The sequence below is a fragment of the Vibrio ezurae NBRC 102218 genome (genome assembly GCF_000467185.1).
GTDB lineage: Bacteria > Pseudomonadota > Gammaproteobacteria > Enterobacterales > Vibrionaceae > Vibrio > Vibrio ezurae.
In genome coordinates, this window is the sequence record NZ_BATM01000054.1 from 1 (window position 1) to 20,459 (window position 20,459).

The window sequence follows — 20,459 nt, forward strand, 5'->3', positions numbered from 1 at the left end:
TAGAGCAACTTGAATGCTGATTAAGTGTACTTAACTTACATACCTTGTATTTTGCTAGCTCTCACGTTATTAAGTTTTTTGAGGAGTGTAGCGTATTAAATACATCGACTAAACATTGCAATACCAAGAGAGTAAAGTTCCTCCAGAACTCAGCAACAACCATGAGCTAGTAGTTGTATCAATAGTTAATAGGTACGTAATATAATCAATAATACAACACTCAAACAAAAATAGTTCTCCCACTAACAAGCCTACTTAACTGTAAAGTTAAAACAGCGAACTTTAAACATATTGATAGCTGGTACTCCGCCATATCTCTATAGATTAGCTCCATATCTACTCGTACATACCTAGCCCCTATCCATCTGGTATGTAGTAAATGCCTATAGCTCCATACTTAATAAAAATGGAGAACTGAAGGCGATTTTAGCGTTGCTCCCTTCACTTTAAACGCACCCTTTCCTATTGATGCCGTTCAGTGATGCAATTCCTAGGTTAAATACAAAAAGGGCAACGATCTTTAACCATCGTTGCCCTCTAAATTCTGAATTTCGTTGTTGTCTGGCTTATATCACCAGAGTTAGAGCTGGTGCAATAAGCACTGTTGCCACGCCAGAAAACAGCATAATCAAACTGGCGATGGTACCCGCTTTGCTATGGATGCCGTAAGCGATAGCCGTGCCAGAACCGTGAGCTGAAGCCCCTAGGCCAGCTCCCTTACCATGACGGGAGCGTACTTTAAATAAACCTAGCATTGTCTCACCTACCACAATACCGACGATACCAGTCATAACAACAAAGATAGCCGTCAAATCGGGTTTGCCACCAATTTCTTTAGAAGCAACGACCGCAAAAGGAGTGGTAATAGAACGCACAGCCAAACTTTTTTGTAGCAAATCTGATAAATGCATCGCCTTACTCAGTAAGATAGTACTGACTAACGCCGCAATCACAGCGACAACAACTCCCGTTGTAATCGACAACCAGTGATTTCGAATAATCTTTTTGTTTTCATAAACCGGAATTGCAAACGCAACCGTTGCAGGACCTAACATCCATACTAACCAATGGGATTCTTGAATGTAGTCGGTATAGCTGATACCAGAGATTAACAGCATCGCGACAATCAATACCGGAACGGAGACCAAAGGTATTAGCCATACTTTTTTGAAACGGCCGTGCATAGCTTTTGTTGAGTAGTAACCTGCCAGCGTAAATAACAAGCAAAATATCGCGATATAAGTATGGATATGCATTATCGGTTACTCCTGATTTTTTTAAGCTCGTATCGATATACGGTATCCACTACAACCGCCGTACAGGTCAATACAAACGCTGTACTTAACACGATTACAACGGCAATTTTCAACCCTTGATGCTCAAACAATGGTCCGTAATTCACCACGGCAATAACCGCAGGAATAAAGAACAGCAGCATTTCTGCAATTAGCCAGTTTGAACCCGCTTTTAACCACTGTACTTTCACCACGTTGCTGAACAGCAGCGCTAGTAACAAAAACATTCCAAATACATTTGATGGTAAAGGGATATTGAAGTTGGTAACCAACCAACTAGAGAGTAGCCAGATCAGACATAACACCACAATTTGTACTAATGTCATTCCAACATACTTAAATTTTTCGATTTTCATGTCGCTTGCCAAACTATTTATTTCATAGATATTATTAAATATTGAAAAAACAAACTCCAATGAATAATATGATGTAAATATATTCCAAAAGGGAATAGTCAATGTCCATTAAAGCACTCCAATACTTCACCACCTTAGTGAACTGTCGCAGCTTCACTAAAGCATCTGAGCACTTATTCGTCACTCAGCCGACGATCAGCAAGGCCCTAAAGTCATTAGAAATAAGCTACGGGCACGAGCTTATCTATCGCAACGGTCGAGATCTTGAGTTAACCGAAGCAGGAGAAATCGTCTTCTCTTATGCCGAGTCAGTCCTGCTGCAACAAAAGGAGATGCAAACAAGGCTCAATGATTTGCAACAACTTAAATCGGGCAAGATTACCTTAGGCATCCCGCCTATGGTGGGACACTTATACACCCATCTCATTCAAGAGTTTTCTCGTTTATATCCAGAAATTGAAGTGTCTATTATAGAAAGTGGCAGTAGAAAGCTAGAAAACGACGTGATTGATGGCAATATCGACATTGCTATTACGATGTTGACTAAATCCGATTCTCGATTTCATTGCTGGCCGTTAGACACGCACCCTATCCTAGCAGTATTGCCGAAAACGGTTCAGTGGCACGACGTGCCTATCGTTGACATTATTGATTTAAAAGACCTCCCTTTTTATATGTACAACTCTGAATTTGTCATTTCAGAAGTCATTACTCAAATTTGTACCGACATAGGATTTACGCCCAATATTGGCGTGAGAAGTAGCCAATGGGACTTTTTAGCCGCAATGGTTAAAAGTGGGATGGGAGTCAGTTTTATGCCCGAGCCAATCTGCCACCGACTCAATCCAGATGATTATTACTTTATTCCTATCAAGCAGAACATTCGCTGGGAGCTTGCTGCTATCTGGAACAAAGAACGTTACGTTTCCAAAGCCAGTGAAGCCATGCTCAATCTAATACAAAATAACCAATGGGCTATTGCCGACAATACTGGCAATCGAGCCTTGTAATAAGAAAATATTATTATTTAAATAAAATATCATAATTTTATATGATGATACTCTTTCCATATACTTCTCCTATCGAAACAAAACACGCGTTAAACGTGAAACAGACATAAAGAAATTGGAGCAGATTATGAAAATGAACCACGTCGGTATTATGGTGGGTGATATGGACCAAGCAGTTGAGTTTTATACCAAAGCTCTTGGTTTAAACATTGTGATGAATAACACCAAAGTGATCGAAGAACGTGAAACGGCTATTGGGCGTATGTGCATTGCTGTATTTGGTGAAGGCTTTAAAGGCTTTAACATCGCACACTTAGTCACCACTGACGGTATCGGCGTTGAGTTGTTTGAAATGAAAGAGCGCCAACAGCGTCACGAGGTGGACTTTTCTCGCCTTGGAATATTTCACTTCTGCTTACAAACTGATGACTTTGCCGGTGCCATTGAGCGCACAGAGCAATACGGTGGCAAAGTGCGTATGGATATCATGCGCTATCACCCTGAAGACGATAATAAACCCGCTAAAATGGTCTACCTAGAAGACCCGTTTGGTAATTTATTCGAACTTTACTCCCACACTTATGAAGAAACTTACGCTTCTGACTACGAGTAATATTCACCGCCCCAGTAACAAAAAAAGAGGATAAGCCGAATGGCCTATCCTCTTTAATTTAGTATCGGAAAGCATTTATACCAGTTGTACTAAATAACTGATCACTTGCTGAGTGGTATTGGGTAACACCTACAGCGATTGACACTCTTCACACAAACAATTCACTTCTAGCTGCTCACTGGCAAATACAAACCCCGCAGCGGCAACATTATTTTTCAATTCGTCAATAAGGGCAGCGCTAATGCTGACTTCCTTCACTTTGAAACAGTTCGAACAAATGAGAAACTGTGAGGCTTCGTGGTTGTGCGAACAAGTAATGTGCATACAACAGATATACTTATTAGCAATCTGTAAGCGATGCACTAAGCCCTGCTCTTGCAAGAATTCCAAGATACGATAAACCGACATTGCCGACATACTCTCTTGGTATTTCTCTTTATAGAGATCGACAATTTCATAGGCAGACAGCGCTTTTTCTGATCCTACTAAACACAAAAGAATCTGTTTTCTTTTGTGGGTTAATTGACCGCCATTTTGCTTACATTTTGCAGTGGCATGCTCAATAATCATTTTAGAATAAGACAGTTGGTAAATATCTGACATAGGTTTCTTGGTATCACGTCTTTAGTAATAGAGTAAGTAGCCCTCAAGTTTACTGTAAATCACAACAAAATTCTGTCTGTTTCCCGAAAAATACCTTTTTTTATTTGTCATCGATGAACCTCCCTCGCCGACTCTCTCTCAATCTGACTCTTGATAGCAAACTAAAGCCGTCACCATATGTGCCTATCTATCCTTAAATGATACCTATACATCCAAACCTATAGACTCAAAGTAAAGGCCGTAGTGTCTGTGCACGGGTAACAAATCCGTTTTAAGTCGCAGTATTATGTCTGGTAATTATAAATATCACTGATTAATTGCGTCCAAGATCACTAATTATTTCATTCATATTTATCATAACGAATTTTATAAAGTTTCAACTTTTAGCACCACTTCACAATATTAAAAAATAATACAAAACAAAATGGACAATTTGAATTTAAAACACCTTATTCACTCAACATTAACAACAACCGCTATACGATACACTCTATTTTATCGATCATAATAGGAATTAAGTTTAAATCTGATTCTCAATTAATGGCTTGTAACAAAACCCTGTTTTTTCAACCTTAATAAATCGAAATAAATCACTTAAAAATCAGTAACTTATTTAGCAAAACCCTCTTCTAGCAACTCCTAAAACAAAGTACTAAGCACAACAGACTACTGCATTAATATATCTAACTCAAAATATAAGTAAGGCTTATTTGAAATTGTCATTTATTACAACAAATAATATTAAACAATAATAAACCCTATATCGCTCACAAACTATCCAAAAAGTAAATTCACTACAAGAAATAAGTATTTACGGACATTCATCGCATGAATACACTGAATTAAAATTTCATTTGTTGAAGTTTTAATGAGAATTCCCTCGAATGTGAGTTTTTCTAAAGGACATTATGAATAATATACGGTTAGCTGGTTTATCCACAGCCCTAATTACTGGGCTATGTTTAAACCCAATTACAATCGCCATGGCAAATGCCAGCGAAATAAACGGTGTTGATATTGGTACCTCGGCAAAAGAGAGTCAATGGTGGAGTACTTATTCCATTGATGTACTAAACGCTAGCGGCACAGATATTGATATGCGAAGCGCAACCTTAGAGTTTGTGCTTCCTACCAGTGTCAGCAATTTTTCGTTCTCCGGTACAGGTCTAACCTACCCAACGTGGAACCTAACCACCAGCACCACTGAAAGTGGTGTACTGCATCGTATCGAATTTATATTTGATGAAGGTGCTTGGATTAAAGATCATCTTACTGCCAACAACTCTTTTTCTTTCTCTTTTGGTTATGACGGCCAATTAGAGAATGTGAGCGACTTTGAAAGCTCCATCATTTTTAGCAGTAACAGTGGCGATGTCACACCACCACCGCCAGTCGTTGAAGAGCCTTCTACCATTGTTTCAGGGCTAAAAGGACAATACACCATTGTCGACAATGCCGTCGATATTGCCTTTAATGTTGAAACAACCGCCACGGTAGACGCTTTTGCTAAGCTGGTACAAGGTGAGCAAGTGCTTACTGAGCTATCAAAAACCATCGATGGCGTATCTAGTTTTACTCTGAAAAATAGCAACGCGGTTGCCGGAAGCTATGAAGTAATCATTGGCGGTACTTACGACAATGACGGTCAGGCACTGCCTATTACAGAGCAGCGTTTCCCTATCAGCTTTATCGATGCCGAAGAAGAAACCCCTGAAATTACGCCGACCATTTCCGTTACAGGCTTAACTGATCAATATGAGCTAGTTGACTCAGCGGTAAACATTCCCCTGACGGTTGAAAGTAATACTGAAATTCTCGTCAATGCAAAACTGGTTCAAGGCACCCAAGAGTTTGTGAGCGTACAACAAACGGTTGATGGCTTCTTTGGTCTTACCCTAGCAGGCAAAGATCTTGTTGAAGGCAACTACGAAGTTGTAGTGAGCGGCACATACAATGATGGTGAAACTAGCACGCCTGTTGCAGAACAACGTTTTGCAATCACTTTGCAAGATAAAGAGGAAGAAGCTTCTCCACCCAATGTAAGTTTTACCTCTCCAAGTGCAGGTAGCTTACTTAAAGTGAATCAAGCGGTACAAATCAGCGTTGATGCCTCTACAGAACATACCGATCTATCGAATGTTGCCATCACGGCCAATGGCACAACCATCTGTGAATTTGATGCGTTCGCCAGCAACAACTTTGCCTGTGATTGGACACCAACAACGATTGGAAGTGTCACGCTTGCAGCTATTGCAACTGATGATGAAAACCTTTCTTCAACCAGTCGTATTCAGGTCACCGTCATTGACGAAAATAACCTAGGCAATTTGTCATGTGATATTTCGCAGGTTTACTACACCGATAGCCAAGGCGATGTGCGTGAATGTATGGGCGACGACCACCCACGCAGAATTGTCGGTTACTTTACTTCTTGGCGAAACGGTAGCAATGGATTCCCGACCTACTTAGTCAAAGATATTCCTTGGGATAAAGTCACTCACATCAACTACGCATTTGCAGGCCTAGATTCAAACACCATTGAATTTACCCTTGATGACAGTGCGACTGAAATGGAATGGCCGGGCGTAGCAGGTGCAGAGATGGACCCTTCTTTACCTTACAAGGGTCACTTCAACTTGTTAAACAAGTACAAGAAACTCTACCCTGATGTGAAGACCATTCTTGCAGTCGGTGGTTGGGCAGAAACAGGGGGTTTCTACTCAGGTACAACCAATCCAAACTGTACTGTTAACCATGAAGGTATCGACAAGATTGCCAATCAATCCGTTGAATACGTTCGTAAATATGGCTTCGATGGTATTGACTACGACTACGAATATCCAACTTCGATGGCGGATGCAGGTAACCCTGTTGACTGGCCTCTATCGAATATCTGTCGTGGACAACTCTTTGAAAACTACGTTGAGTTGATGAAAGTCACTCGCGAAAAACTGGATGCTGCGGGAGAAGAAGACGGACGTAAGTACCTCTTTACTATCGCCTCTCCATCATCTGCGTATCTATTACGTGGTATGGAAAACTTCCAAGTTACCCAGTATTTAGACTTCATTAACTTAATGACGTACGACTTCCATGGCACTTGGAACCATTTTGTTGGGCACAATGCTGCGCTGTTTGATAACCGCATTGATGGTGAACTGCAAGCCGGTGGTATTTATGGAGCTGAGCAATATAAAGGCATTGGCTACCTAAATGCGGCATGGACAGGTCAATACTTCCGTGGCGCTGTCGACCCTGGCAAGCTGAATATTGGTGTGCCTTTCTATACTCGTGGTTGGAAAGACGTTGAAGGCGGTGTGAATGGTTACAACGGCACCTCTCCACTTCCTAGCCAGTCCGATTGTCCAGAAGGTACAGGATTAAATGATCCATGTGGCGCGGGCGCAGAAGGCATCGATAACCTTTGGCATGACGTAGATGAAAATGGTGTAGAAGTGGCCGCAGGCGTGGTTCCTATGTGGCACGCTAAAAACCTTGAGCATGCACAAAGCCTTGGTTTAACTGGCACTATCCCAAGCTATGGTCCAGAGTGGGGCTTGGATGAGAACAATCCTAAGCACATCATCTCAGGTACCTATACTCGTCACTTCGATGAAAAAGCGAAAGTACCTTGGCTATGGAATGCTTCGAAGAAAGTGTTCTTATCTACCGAAGATGAAGAGTCAATGGCGCATAAGATCGAATACATCAAAGACCGTGGTTTCGGTGGTGTGATGATATGGGAGCTAGCGGGCGACTACGACTTTGACGAAGAGAACAATGAATATTACATGGGCCAAACCCTTGTGACGCAGATGCATGAAGGCTTTAAACAAGCTGCGCCATACAGTGTTCAGCACAACGATATTCTGGATACTCCAACATCACAAGTTGACGTTGATGTCGCAGTAGAGTTCCCTGTCGGTGACAATAACTATCCATTCAACCCTAAGTTTACTTTCACTAACAAGAGTAACGTTGAATTACCAGGCGGAACCGTGATTCAGTTCCTACTGCCAACATCCACTTCAGATGTATTGACAGACTGGTCAGGTACTGGCGCAGAGATCACCTACAATGCCGGAAACGACAATGTACAAGGTGAGCGTCCAAACCACCTAGTAGAAGACTTCCATGTGGCAGAACTGATTCTTCCATCTTGGCAGTCGCTGGCTCCTGGGGCTGAGACCACGATTGATCTGGTGTACTACCTACCAGCCACAATCGGTACTCAAGGTATTCGTTTCTTGATTGATGACCAAGTCATCGGCATCAAGTCGGCGTTCCCTGAACTACCAGAATATTCGCCAGAAAACGGCAGCGCTCCAGAAAGCCCAGAGACTGAGCCAGGAAATCCTGAAACAGACCCTGAAAATCCGGGGACAGATCCAGAAGCCCCTGATACTGATCCAAGCGATGTTATCGATTGGGTGGGCGGTCAAACCAATGTTAGCAACGGCGATATTGTCCGATTCCAAGGTGAGTGTTTCAAAGCGAAAAACAACCCTGGTGTTTGGGAGTCTCCACAAGCAGGAAGCTGGTTCTGGGATGCAGTAACCTGCCCATAATCCAGTAAGATAAAAAAGTAATTACAGGGCCAGATGTTTTCTAAACCATTGCTCACACAATGCAAAATGAAAACTCTGGCCCTGATTTTGTCTGGCTGATTTAAAGGCCAGCATATTCGGAGTATTCAGCGCTGCAATAGTCACCGAAGCACCTGTAACACCACGCTCATAGGCAAGGTCATATATTGAGCCACTTCAGAGTCTTTCGAAAATCCAGTGGCAGAGAGTGAGGCGACCTTTGTGTTGTCTAATTCAGTGCTCGGTAAGTGCAAACAAGAATAGAGAAATACGCGTACGATAATAGGCATATTGCGCCAATGACGTATCAATTAACCTTCGTATAGACCCCACAAATCACAACCCAACCACAACAATACTCCAACAATAAAAATCATTCGTTAGTTGCTGATAACAAAAGAAAAAATAAAAAGCGCATGTCTTGAATCTGACCATTCTCTCACTTGCTACTTACAAGGCATCGCGATAAATTTTGTAAATTAATCTCTCCTTTAATCTCGGATCTTCTCAAATGGCAAATTTTGATACTCACCTCAAAGCGGGCGTCGCCGTAACTGGCATTGCAGCCGCCACTTTCGTTGCAAAAGGAGACATCACCATACAGACGGCACTCTGGTTATGGTTTGTAGGTACTATTGGCAGCCTCTATCCTGATATTGATTCTGACAGTTCAACGTCACTGGAAGTCATTTATGGGGCAATGTCCATTGCCTTATGTTTTGGGGCGATGCATTTCGTCATTGGCGATGCTCATACACCAACGGGTTTATTGCGACTGTTGCTCATTCCATTAGCCATCTATCTTTTTTTGCATCAAATATTGTTACGGATTTTCAAGAAAATCACTGCACATAGAGGGGCTTGTCACTCTATTGTCTTTGGTGTGGCGAATACACTGGTTTTGGTCAATGTCACCTTTTATTTAGCAGGGCATATCGTGATAAAACCGGCAATGACAGCGTGGTTAACCGGTTTCTTCTTCTTGATGGGGTTTTTATTGCATCTACTCATGGATGAAATAAACAGTGTGGAGTTTAGCCGCTTTAAACTTAAGAACTCTTTCGGTACTGCGCTTAAGTTGCTTCCCGAAAATCATATCGTATTGAGCATTAGCTTGGTGGCTATCTGTGTTGTTGGGTATTGGTATTCCCCAAACGTGACGGAGTTCATATATATTTTAACTAACTGGGGGCATTTTAAATTCTATTAAATATAAAAAATCGTTAGTGATTATTTTAAGCAAGTATTATAAATAAACAATACGAGCACTGTTGCATATCAATCTATATTCCTAATTATTAATAAAATATGGATTATATCAAAGATAAAAAATAACATTTCAAATATACTGCGTTCTCTGACATTAATTTTAATAAATATAAGAATATTGTCATTTATTTTATGCCTATAAAATAAATGACAATGTGAAATTTGGTCAACAACAGTGGTAGATTTCATGTATTTAAAAGACACCCTAGTGATATTGGGCTTAGCGATCAGTGTCGTCTCTTGTGGCGGTGATGATAATTCTAATAATAACCAACCCCCTCTCCAACACTATACAATCACAAGCACAGCATCATTAGGAGGAAGTATTACTCCTAAAACTCAAGATGCACAACATGGTTCAACATATACTTTTAATTTAAATGCTGATGATGGCTTTGAGATTAGTGAAGTAACTGGATGTAAAGGGGCTCTTTTCGGCTCTCAATACAATACCGGATTAATCACAAATGACTGTAGTATTGCCGCCAAATTCACACCAATAATAGTAACTGCGTTATCTCATGCAAGTAACGGGGGAACTATCTCACCAAAAGAGCAAAGTGTTAACTATGGAGAAACATCAAGCTTTGATTTAAATGCTAATGACGGATATCAACTCAAACATATTGAAGGCTGTGATGGCACATTAAACGGGAATACATATAAGACCGGAATATTAAAAGATAACTGTGAGGTAATCGCAACCTTTGCCCCCGTTATATATCACATAACTGCACACTCATCGGAAGGTGGTAACGTATCACCGAGCTCAATGAGCGTAGCTTATGGAGAGAATGCTCAATTTGATGTTTCCACAGATGATAAATATACCTTAGAGTCAATTAGTGGATGTGGTGGCAGCCTAAAAGACAATAAATACTACATCACTAATGTATCGAACGATTGCACGATAAACGCTCAATTTGAACGTACTGTTGGCGACCAGGAAATTATCGTTGATGTTTCAGGTGCAAGCAATGACCGTCCAGTTATCGGAACCTTAACTTCCGATGACAAAAGTGTACTCATTACAACCGCATCCAAAGATGGTGAACTGAAGTTTGAAGGATTAAATAAGCAACAAGATTATATTTTAACTGTTAGCCAAGCAGGGTATAAAATTGCAGATGCCGATGATAGTGTCGAAGAAAATGATAGCCCAAGAGCTAAAACTTCCTTGTCAGAAGTTAATGGTAATGTCATCAAAATTAATGCCGGTACTTTTGCTCAATTTAATGCTGAACGTATTGATGGGTTAGAACAAGATCACTTCCAATATCACTGGTCTGAAGATATCAATACAGCAGGACGAGAGTATTCATCATATATAAACAAAGACTTACCGATAGAAATTATAGGCCAAGATTATAGCGATGTAGATTCCCATGCAAGTGCAACCCTACAGTCGCTGTTTGGTATTATTTTAGATGATTCAGATGTTCCTTGGAGTCAGGAGCATGCGTACCGTCTACTTGAAATGCTAAAAAGAACGGGCCTTGAAAGTTTTCCAAATCAACTCTCAGGAGGGTCGGCTGCTGAACATCCGTATGCAAGTCACTGGGTATTAACTGACGAACTTTTGACAGACGATATTGAAGTCACCAATTTAACAGATGCTAGCACTCAAGTTAAAATTTCTACTCAAACATTCAAATATGCATCACCAACAATCGTGACTGTTGATGGTAAGCGTGGACGATTCTTCTCTAACCGTTTATATAACGCAGCTATACGCTTTGTTACAGACAATGGCCAAAAAATTGATGTAGCGGCTCATATACTCAAACAGCGTTACGGCGTAATTATAGCGACTACTCGTAACTTTAACGGGCTCTACGAGACCATTCCAGTAATAGACGACGATCGTAATGCAAATATATGGCAGATATTTCAGCCAAAAGAATTAATTGCAATCATTGCTATTTTAGAAGAATTCCCTGAAGGAATGAAAGATCTCAGTCTGCCTAATGAAAAAGGCGGTCTGCGTTACTTCTTAAGACGTGCGAATGGACTTCCCCACCCGTTATATTCTGCCGCACCGGCTGTAGCTTGGACATCAGCTAATTATGTTGAATTTATGGAATCAGCCTTTACGCAAAACTTTATTGGTGATATTCAACGTTTAATTATTCACGAAAAGTCTCACTTCTTATGGGACTATGCATTCTCAAATGACCTCAAATATGAATGGTTAAAAAAATCTGGGTGGTATATTCCAGGAGATACCGACGGGAACTGTAAACAATGGGCAGAAGACCCTAATAATTGGACACCACCAAACGTAGATCCAGAGACATTAAATGTTTTAACTGAAGTACATGATCATCCCAAATTTGATGGTGAACTTGTTTTTGACGGACAATGGGCATCATGTAGCACCACTCAATTTGTGACAGCATATGCCGCTAAGTTGAACCCTAATGAAGATATGGCAGAAAGTATTTCTTACTTTTTAACCAACCCTGATTTATTGCGTTCAAGAGCGTTGCCAAAATACGAATTCATCCGAGACTATATTATGCAAGGTAGTATCTATCTCAGTGTAATTCGTCCTGATCTCACTTTTGAAGTGCTTAATTTATACCCGGATTATATATATCCAGGAAAAATCAATAGTGTCGATATCTCTGTATATGGCGCGCCGGAACAAAAGAAAAGTGTAGTAGTGACTCTTGGATTACACACAAGTGAAAACTGTAATAATCAAGACAATTGTTTTGACGGTGCATCCGGTGCGTATATGCGCTTACTAAGCCCAATTGGAACATATAAAGATCAATACTTTAAACCTGCTAATGGAGCACAACTCGACTCTAAATTAATCGCAAGATTCGATCTTCCAGCAGAAGCGGCTAAAGGTTGGTGGGTGCCCGCTGAAATAGTCGTTTTCGATCAAGTTGGCAATCGTAGAATTGAAAAACTGGCAAGCTCGGACTATGGTTGGCGTCTCTATATCAATAATGCAAATTCAGATATTGTTGCGCCCCAATATGTAAAAAACAGCATGACTTTGAACTTGTTTAACTCTGACTCTACTGATTCTCCTGTTGAATTAAAAGAAGATGAGCAATTGTTGCAATTACAGTGGCTACTAAATGAGAATGAGTCGATGGATCAAGGTTACTGCTATGCAAATATAAGTAATCAATCCGCTGACTTCGGATGGGGTCAATATAGTCACGAACTACATAGTCATTATATTCCTGAAGTATCTAGCCGTAGTGATGCTACAAATATTTGTACGATAGACTGGCTAATCACTCGCTTTATTCCATTGGGAAACTATGGCCCTAGATATATAACTATGAAGGACAAAGCATTGAATATAGGAAAAACAAGCTTTACCGCAAACCATCCGACTCATGAAGATCCAATCACGCTCGTAGTATCGGGAAGTACTCCTGATACTAATGCGCCTTTGATTAATCAACAGGTATGTCAATCTGAAGATGAGGATGAAACATGCCTTCGAGTAACTGCTGCCCCAACAAATCCAGACAACCCAAATGGTGAAACAATAGTTAAGATTTACTATTGGGCATACGAAGAGCAACCTTTAGCAACGGCTTCAGGATTAAATATCACCGGGATCAGATTGAGAAATCCTCAAGGCCAAGAGTTTCACTTCTGGCATTCAAAAAATAGCAACGTGGATAAAACCACAGCCCCCGATCAGGAAGGTGGCTATTTCAAATGTAATAGTCAGGCTTTAAAAGACAACCCTAATTGCGATGCTACCACGCCAATCCAGTACGTCTTTGAAACTATACTACCCGTTGGCTCAGCTCCAGGAACATGGGGATTAACTGAAATGACGGTAAGAGACTTAGCAGGCAATAATCGTCAATATCAGTTTACTGAAAATTTACGATTTGATGTTGAATAAGTCATATCCTAGTGTTCTATGATTTGAGCACAAAAACAAACGCCAGAGCATACAGCCCTGGCGTTTGTTTTATGATACTAAAGTAGTATCTGCTATTAAACCAACGCCAAAGAGTCCAAAATCCCTTGCCCGCTATGAATACCCCCCTCGTTTTCACTAGCGGGTTTGCTGCGAATTAAGTAGCCCGCATAACCCTTGTGCTCAGTAACTGGCTCACCTTGGTAGTGCGCAGTGAACAGCCCTATTTCACTGACCAGATCGTGAACTAAGGTTTGCTTGCCATCACGGACAGCAATGGTAGGGGTATCACGTTCGTGGGGATATAAGCGTTGCATCAACGCCCAAGCGTCATATTCTTCTGGTTTTAAGCTAGCCAGTGTGGCGCTAATATCTTCACCGAACACACAATGCCCACCTCCTTCACCTTGGTTTTTTAATACCCACGCTTGTTTATTTGCAGACGTATTAAACCAATCAATATTTTGTGTCGTGATAGGCTTCATATCTGCAAGAACACTCTTCACTTGTTGCGCTTCTTGTTCGGTTAAGCCCCAACGAGCGTACTCTTGCGCTGGCATGGTAGTAAGAAGCATCTGCATCGATTTACTGGTTGCCAGTTGCTGACCTATGGTCGCATTCATTGCCACATAGTGCTTTTCGATAAACAAGCGGGTTTGGCTTAATGTATGACAGCAGATATCTTCGTGAAGATCCGGGGCCCAATAATCCGTAAATTGATAGCCAGCTCGCAAATACACAGTATCAATAGCGCCAACGTCCTCCAGCATTAAGCGCTTTTGCTCACCACTTGAAAGCTGATGGCTCAATTGCTCGAAGGTACGTCTTACGGTGCGAATACCTAAATGTTGCAGTGCCACTTCCAATAAATGTTGGTCGTAGACATTGTCTTCGTCTTTTTGGACAACCATCAAGAACGTCGGCGTATGTGCTGCGCTGTCCTCACCTAAAGAGGCAAAGTGGGCACTCACCTTCTTAGTGGCAACAGCAATACCGTGAGCCAGTTGCTGCATGCCTTTATTTTCAGCCGGTAGCGCCGTGTCATCTTCTAACCAATTACGATACACCGAATTCCACTGACGATTTACAAAGTTGTGAAGTTCAGCGGCGCGTTGACCAAATGGCCCCATTCCGGCCGCAATGCTGTTAAACTCAATGACTTTTGCGCCATGCTTGCGATCGTCCATAAAATCGGTACGCATTAGTAACAGTGGCTGACGAGCAGGATTTAAAGGCTGGCTCACATCACCGTGTGCTTGCTGATGTAGCTCCATGAGACGACCAAAAAAGGGATCGGCTTTAGCCATATCCGTCAACGATTGCTGTAAAAATTCGTGGTCTTCCGACACATTACTGATCAGTTTGGCAATAAGAGGCGTCACCGCTAATAGGTGCTCATAAATGGGCTTTTGCATACTCATTGGTGCGATACTAAATGGTACGTGCCTTGCGGTATTGTCCGCTTGACGAAAAGCCACCCCATGCATCATCTCCCACTCTAAAAGATCATTAATGACCTCTTGAGGTAACAATGCAGGGGTATTGTTGTTCAAGGTCTTGTCCTCTACTGGGCCAGTGTTTTGCTCATTCGTTTGCTGATTGATAACGCAATTGTTCATGCTCTAATCGCTCTTGTTTTTTAATCGTTTACGCCACGCTTGTTGCCATCAGGCCAAGTGTGCTGTTTTGATGTTCTTGTTCTTCTTGCGCTTTTTGCGCAAGGTATAAATCACGATAATCACCCGCCTGCTCAATAAGGGTTTGGTGAGTGCCACTTTGTACAACTCTGCCTTTATCCATGACTAAAATTTGATCGGCATTTTTTATGGTCGATAGACGGTGTGCGACCGTAATAACCGTCCTGCCGTCTTGAATATTTTCCAGTGCTTGTTTCACCGTTTCTTCCGATTCTGAGTCAATATTGGCGGTCGCTTCATCGAGCAAAAAGATCTTAGGATCATGTGAGATAGCACGGGCCAGTGCTAACAGTTGACGCTCGCCGACCGATAACGATGCACCGCCATTGGCAATATTGTGCTCATACCCACCCGGCAATCGCTCGATAAAACGATCCGCTTTCACTGTTTGTGCCGCGCGAATCGCTTTTTGATGACGAGCATCGCTCGCGTCTGCTTGCGTAGTCCTATTACCCGTAAGAGAAAGATCGATATTGTCAGCGATGGTGCCACTGAAAATAGTCGGGTCTTGAGACACTAAACCAAATAGCTTACGCAACTGAGGCTCCGAAAGAGTTTGCAAAGGCTGCCCACCAATTAAGATCTCTCCTTCTTTTTGCTGATAAAAGCGCATTAACAGATTAATCACCGAGCTTTTACCACTGCCAGTATGTCCAACAATGGCAGTAAACTTGCCACCCTTAGCGGTAAAGCTCACGTCTTTTAATACCGGTTTACCCGCCTCATATTCCATAGTGACGTTACGAAACTCTATGTCATGGGCAGGTTGAATGGTCACTTCGGGCAAAGCGTGTTCTATATCTGTCTTATCATCGAGCAACTCGAAAATGCGTTTTGACGATACGGTAGCCACTTGCAACTTACGCAACTCCATCGACAACTGTCGAAACGGGTCAAAAAAGCGTTCAATGTAGTTTAAAAAGGCATATAGGGTACCAATTTCCACCACGGTCGATAATGACGCCTCCGCAAACCACGCCACTATTCCGGCCGCGGTTAAGGTGGCGATTAAGCGAGTTAAAGGCAGTAGCATTAAGCTATCAATAGCAACGGATTTAGTGCGATAGTGAAACCAAGTTTGGTTTTCTTTTTCAAATTTGGCTTGAAACGCTTTTTGCTGACGAAATGCCTGAATTAACGCCATTCCTTCTAAAGATTCGTTAATTTGCCCATTAATGTTGCTCACTTGCACGCGAATACCGTCAAACACCGTCATGGATATTTTTCGATATAAGTGCATCGTCGTCAGCAAAACTGGAATAAGGACTAAGCTGATTAACATCAAGTGCCAATCAAGCAGCGCTATCGCGATAAAAATCGCAACAATGCGCAATGCGCCCTGAATCACCGTTGGAATAGTAGATACATACATATTACGCAATGACTCAGTATCATTGGTGATGTAGGACACCAACTTACCCGTGGATAATTTATCAAACGTTGCAATGGGAAAATTCAATACATGATGAAACAGTTTATTGCGCACATCTTTAACCACCAGCAGTGCGCCGTGCTTAAAGGTAATAGCCTGCAAATAGCCAAATACCGCGGCAAAGAGATAAAACAGCAACACCAATCCCGTTAACATCAGCAACTGTTGCCACTCAAATTGTCCTGGCACAATCACCTCATCCAAGATGATTTTAGCTAGCCAGGGAATGGCCATTTCGGCACAAACTGATAATGCGAGCATGGCAAAAGCAAAGCCAAAACGTGCTTTATGCGGCAATGAAAAGGCAAATAATCGGCGGTAAAGGCTGTTATTCACTTGAGAATTATTCATGAGATGCCCTCTCTGGATCGGACTGTTGTGTGGCACTGTCTTGTTCGGCATTCACAGCCTTGCCCAGTTGACTTTGACGCTGATACACCGTCGAGTACCAACCTTGATTCGCCACCAAATCATGGTGGGTTCCACGCTCTTCTATTTTTCCATCCTGAAGCACTAAAATATGATCCGCTTCAATCAGGTTGGTCAAACGCTGAGTCACCAACAACACCGTCTTATGCGCATAATGCGCTTTTAGGTTTTGTCGTACTTGTACTTCCGTCTTCATGTCCAGTGCACTAAACGGGTCATCGAGCAATAATACGTCAGCTCCAGACAATAAAGCTCTCGCCAGCGTTAAACGCTGTTTTTGACCTCCAGATAGATTGCTGCCCCCCTCTCGTAAAGGTGTGGTAAACCCTTCTGGCATTGCCTCTATTTCTTGTTTGATTCCCGCCATCTCGGCTGCATGTTCGATGTCAGATTGAGTTGCGTCCGGGTTAGCTAACGCAATATTCTCAGCAATACTTCCGGAGAATAAATGCGGCTTTTGCGGAACCCATGCCAACTTGCTACGCAACGCCTCAAAAGTCAGGGTTTGTGTGGGTGTACCTGATAAGTAAATGACTGAGTCACTCTCTAATTGAAACTGGCGCAATGCTAAATGTAACAACGTACTTTTACCGGCTCCGGTAGGGCCTGTAATTCCGACCAATCCACCAGATGGCAAATCAAATTTAATGTGCTCAAGTGCATTTCGATTGGCATTTTGGTAGGTGAAAGCGGAAATATCAAAACTCATGCTTGAATCAGCATCGTTAGGCAGAGTGTTATCCCCTTCTAGCACTTCGATATTTTCAGCAAATAATTTTTCTAAGCGAGACCAAGAAGTACTGCCACGTTGGAAGACATTAAACTGCCAGCCAAACTGCAAGAAAGGCCCCAGCAATTGCCCTAGGTACAAAGTGAAAGTCGTAAACAAACCCACCGTGATGCTGCCTTGTTGTATCAACCATGCGCCATAACCTAATGAAATGACAAACGATAACCCGTACACCAATTGGATCGTTGGTCCAAAAGCAGAGTCGACTTTTGCCACAGCTAAGTTTGTCTGCACCGTATCATCTAAACTGTTGGCAAAACGCTGCTGTTGGCGCGCGCTGATGCCGTGTGAGCGTACCGCACGAATACCTGATACGGTTTCTCTTGTTTCTTCGGTTAAGTCAGAAAATGCCGATTGTGCTTTACCAAACGCCTTGTGCAACGTGATGCCGTAACGTCGAGTAATAAGCACTAACAATGGAAACGGCAGTAAAGCGATTGCCGTTAGTTGACCGCTCACAACAAAGATCATGCCTAAGATGACCGTAATCCCCGCAATAAACGAATCGACTAAGGTCATGATGCCCATACCCAAGGTTTCTTCTACTGCATTCAAGTCGTTGGTGGCATGCGCCATCAAATCACCCGTACTGCGACGCGAATAAAAAGCGGGTGATAGCAAAGAGAACTTCTGAAATAGCTCACTACGAATAATGCGCGTGATGGCAATAGAAGAACCATACAGCTTACTTTGCCAAATAAAGCGAAGGCCATACATCGTTGCGCCTGCGGCCACAATGCCCGCAATATGTAGGATCAGTGCTTGGGTATCCAATGTATCGGCGCTAATGCCATCAATAATGCGACCAATAAGCCACGAAGGGAGTAGATTGACTAATGCAACCAACTGTAAAGCGGCAAACGCGATTAAATATTGTCGGCGAAATCGTAAGAGATAGCCTTTTAGTTTCCAAAGAATGTTCATAGTTTTCCAGTTTTTACCGTCACTGATACCAATCGTATTAAATAACCGCTCATTCTAGCTTGTTAAAATACTCGACAACGGCGTTAGTTCTAAACACTTACTTGGTGTGATTGGTATTAGGTTTAGCGTTGACGGTTAAAGATAAGCCGTTTTTGTTTCTGTCAAATTGACCACACCTACATAAGACGTAAGCACACCAAAAAAGACGAAACTTTTTTTAAAAAAGTACTTTCTATGAAATCACGGGGATAAAAATGATACACCTAACGACATGAGGGCCGTGTGTGGGCATTTAATAAGGGAAAGAATTTAGCGGGATGGGTTTAAAGATGTCTGTTATGAGTCAAGCCCCTACACTCGTCTATTGTCCATTTTTCAGCGTTAGGGCTTCATCAACTTATACTATTTGATCACTCTATTTTCCATGTAAAGTCTTATTATCTAGCGTTTATTGCTCTTTCGCTTTACGTTCAGCAGCTTTACGTTTGTTGCGCTCAGCTTGATTTTGAATAAACACTTCTAGCTCTTTCTCGCCCCAAGCTTGTGCTTGTGCTTCAGTTTCAAAACCCATTTCACGTTTAGAAACAGTCGTTCTACGTGATGAGATTTGACGTACGATTTCTGCGCACCAGCCGTTGCGTTTTTCTACAGTGCGAACAGTAAATTTCTTATGATCAGACATAGTTATTTCTCTAAAAAGCCCAAGATTGGCGTATCATGGCAAGATTCGAGCATCTTTCCAAAATACCGTTTCCGACTTAAACTTTATTGGTTAAAAGGAGCAGATGGCATCCACACATAGTGGCATCTATTAATAGGGCGCCATTAAAACATAGTCGCCTATCTTTTTGTAATCTTTTATTACCTCGCTTGGTATTTTGGTTCATGTAAACTCTATGAGATGATATTGCCGAAATAACAATGCTTTTTGTATACGATACTGTTGTGCTGCGCACCCTGATAAAACTAGAGATCCTATTCGATGAATATTGAAACCATTTGGGCACAATACCAAACAAGCCTAAAAGCCTTTCTGCACAAAAACATCAACAACCCTGATGATGTCGATGATCTCTTGCAAGAAATTTTAATTAAAACTTATCGCAGTTTGAATACGGTAAAAGATGTCACCAAGATCAAGCCTTGGCTGTTTCAGATTGCTCAGCGTAGCATCATCGATTTTTATCGTGTACAAAACAAAAATCTGCCTCCAGAAAATGAAGAATTATGGCACGAGCAACCGAACCAACACTTGTATGACCAACTTGCTGAGTGCGTATTGCCCTTTATCAATGCATTAGATGAAGACGATAAACAGTTACTGAATGCGATTGAAATTGAAGGGGTATCGCAAAAGGATTATGCCGAGCAACACGGCATCAAATACTCCACTCTAAAATCTAGGGTAAAGAAAAGTCGCAATACATTACACGCTGCCTTTAAGCAGTGCTGTGATTTTGAGATGGATACAAAAGGTAATCTGATGGATTATCACAAGAAATACAAAGAGTGTAAGCCTCAGTAACATCGCGGCATTTAGGCTTTTCGAAT

General features: G+C 41.8%; 13 protein-coding genes and 1 pseudogene. 6 read left to right on the forward strand and 8 right to left on the reverse strand.

Annotated features, from left to right (window positions below):
- Nucleotides 1–566 precede the first annotated feature (566 nt).
- Nucleotides 567–1,256, reverse strand: a complete 690-nt coding sequence (locus VEZ01S_RS15230) for an LrgB family protein (RefSeq protein WP_021714947.1) — start codon at nt 1,254–1,256, stop codon at nt 567–569.
- Complete coding sequence (locus VEZ01S_RS15235) at nt 1,256–1,651, reverse strand: CidA/LrgA family protein (RefSeq protein ID WP_021714948.1); 396 nt, start codon at nt 1,649–1,651, stop codon at nt 1,256–1,258. The genes VEZ01S_RS15230 and VEZ01S_RS15235 overlap by 1 nt, the downstream gene beginning before the upstream one ends.
- A 101-nt stretch (nt 1,652–1,752) precedes the next feature.
- Between VEZ01S_RS15235 and VEZ01S_RS15240 the strand changes: the two genes are divergently transcribed.
- Nucleotides 1,753–2,661, forward strand: a complete 909-nt coding sequence (locus VEZ01S_RS15240) for a LysR family transcriptional regulator (RefSeq protein WP_021714949.1) — start codon at nt 1,753–1,755, stop codon at nt 2,659–2,661.
- A gap of 127 nt (nt 2,662–2,788) precedes the next feature.
- Nucleotides 2,789–3,274 (forward strand): VOC family protein, encoded by a 486-nt coding sequence (locus VEZ01S_RS15245; protein WP_021714950.1) that lies wholly within the window; start codon nt 2,789–2,791, stop codon nt 3,272–3,274.
- Nucleotides 3,275–3,403: 129 nt separating this feature from the next.
- Here VEZ01S_RS15245 and VEZ01S_RS15250 read toward each other — a convergent pair whose 3' ends face one another.
- The gene (locus tag VEZ01S_RS15250; protein ID WP_021714951.1) at nt 3,404–3,877 is read right to left on the reverse strand and encodes a Fur family transcriptional regulator; all 474 of its coding nucleotides are present in this window, start codon (nt 3,875–3,877) and stop codon (nt 3,404–3,406) included.
- Between the two features lie 908 nt (nt 3,878–4,785).
- On the opposite strand from VEZ01S_RS15250, the gene VEZ01S_RS16880 reads away from it, so the two are divergent.
- A complete protein-coding gene (locus tag VEZ01S_RS16880; protein WP_021714952.1) occupies nt 4,786–8,445 on the forward strand; it encodes a glycosyl hydrolase family 18 protein in 3,660 nt (1,219 codons plus the stop codon).
- Between the two features lie 140 nt (nt 8,446–8,585).
- Here the strand turns inward: VEZ01S_RS16880 and VEZ01S_RS16780 are convergent, their stop codons facing one another.
- Nucleotides 8,586–8,753: a hypothetical protein gene (locus VEZ01S_RS16780; protein ID WP_156896029.1), complete on the reverse strand. Its 168-nt coding sequence runs from the start codon at nt 8,751–8,753 to the stop codon at nt 8,586–8,588.
- Between the two features lie 221 nt (nt 8,754–8,974).
- On the opposite strand from VEZ01S_RS16780, the gene VEZ01S_RS15260 reads away from it, so the two are divergent.
- Both VEZ01S_RS15260 and VEZ01S_RS15265 read left to right on the forward strand, forming a co-directional pair.
- Nucleotides 8,975–9,673, forward strand: coding sequence for a metal-dependent hydrolase (locus VEZ01S_RS15260; protein WP_021714953.1), 699 nt, complete (start codon nt 8,975–8,977; stop codon nt 9,671–9,673).
- Between the two features lie 246 nt (nt 9,674–9,919).
- Nucleotides 9,920–13,618 (forward strand): InlB B-repeat-containing protein, encoded by a 3,699-nt coding sequence (locus VEZ01S_RS15265; RefSeq protein WP_021714954.1) that lies wholly within the window; start codon nt 9,920–9,922, stop codon nt 13,616–13,618.
- A gap of 95 nt (nt 13,619–13,713) precedes the next feature.
- On the opposite strand, the gene VEZ01S_RS15270 is transcribed toward VEZ01S_RS15265, so the two are convergent.
- The 4 genes and pseudogenes from VEZ01S_RS15270 to VEZ01S_RS15285 form a co-directional block, all read right to left on the reverse strand.
- Nucleotides 13,714–15,255 (reverse strand): hypothetical protein, encoded by a 1,542-nt coding sequence (locus VEZ01S_RS15270; RefSeq protein WP_021714955.1) that lies wholly within the window; start codon nt 15,253–15,255, stop codon nt 13,714–13,716.
- Between the two features lie 28 nt (nt 15,256–15,283).
- The gene (locus VEZ01S_RS15275; protein WP_021714956.1) at nt 15,284–17,116 is read right to left on the reverse strand and encodes an ABC transporter ATP-binding protein; all 1,833 of its coding nucleotides are present in this window, start codon (nt 17,114–17,116) and stop codon (nt 15,284–15,286) included.
- Nucleotides 17,109–18,908, reverse strand: a complete 1,800-nt coding sequence (locus VEZ01S_RS15280) for an ABC transporter ATP-binding protein (RefSeq protein ID WP_021714957.1) — start codon at nt 18,906–18,908, stop codon at nt 17,109–17,111. The genes VEZ01S_RS15275 and VEZ01S_RS15280 overlap by 8 nt, the downstream gene beginning before the upstream one ends.
- A gap of 451 nt (nt 18,909–19,359) precedes the next feature.
- A pseudogene (locus VEZ01S_RS15285) lies at nt 19,360–19,590 on the reverse strand (DUF3622 domain-containing protein); the annotation flags it as partial.
- Between the two features lie 300 nt (nt 19,591–19,890).
- On the opposite strand from VEZ01S_RS15285, the gene sigZ reads away from it, so the two are divergent.
- Nucleotides 19,891–20,433, forward strand: a complete 543-nt coding sequence (sigZ, locus tag VEZ01S_RS15290) for an RNA polymerase sigma factor SigZ (RefSeq protein ID WP_021714959.1) — start codon at nt 19,891–19,893, stop codon at nt 20,431–20,433.
- The last annotated feature ends 26 nt before the right edge of the window (nt 20,434–20,459 follow it).

Coding starts and splice junctions, on each gene's coding strand:
- VEZ01S_RS15260 (WP_021714953.1), top strand. CDS start 8,975: ATGGCAAATTTTGATACTCACCTCAAAGCGGGCGTCGCCGTAACTGGC.
- VEZ01S_RS15265 (WP_021714954.1), top strand. CDS start 9,920: ATGTATTTAAAAGACACCCTAGTGATATTGGGCTTAGCGATCAGTGTC.
- sigZ (WP_021714959.1), top strand. CDS start 19,891: ATGAATATTGAAACCATTTGGGCACAATACCAAACAAGCCTAAAAGCC.
- VEZ01S_RS15245 (WP_021714950.1), top strand. CDS start 2,789: ATGAAAATGAACCACGTCGGTATTATGGTGGGTGATATGGACCAAGCA.
- VEZ01S_RS15235 (WP_021714948.1), bottom strand. CDS start 1,651: ATGAAAATCGAAAAATTTAAGTATGTTGGAATGACATTAGTACAAATT.
- VEZ01S_RS16780 (WP_156896029.1), bottom strand. CDS start 8,753: ATGCCTATTATCGTACGCGTATTTCTCTATTCTTGTTTGCACTTACCG.
- VEZ01S_RS15275 (WP_021714956.1), bottom strand. CDS start 17,116: ATGAATAATTCTCAAGTGAATAACAGCCTTTACCGCCGATTATTTGCC.
- VEZ01S_RS16880 (WP_021714952.1), top strand. CDS start 4,786: ATGAATAATATACGGTTAGCTGGTTTATCCACAGCCCTAATTACTGGG.
- VEZ01S_RS15240 (WP_021714949.1), top strand. CDS start 1,753: ATGTCCATTAAAGCACTCCAATACTTCACCACCTTAGTGAACTGTCGC.
- VEZ01S_RS15250 (WP_021714951.1), bottom strand. CDS start 3,877: ATGTCAGATATTTACCAACTGTCTTATTCTAAAATGATTATTGAGCAT.
- VEZ01S_RS15270 (WP_021714955.1), bottom strand. CDS start 15,255: ATGAACAATTGCGTTATCAATCAGCAAACGAATGAGCAAAACACTGGC.
- VEZ01S_RS15230 (WP_021714947.1), bottom strand. CDS start 1,256: ATGCATATCCATACTTATATCGCGATATTTTGCTTGTTATTTACGCTG.
- VEZ01S_RS15280 (WP_021714957.1), bottom strand. CDS start 18,908: ATGAACATTCTTTGGAAACTAAAAGGCTATCTCTTACGATTTCGCCGA.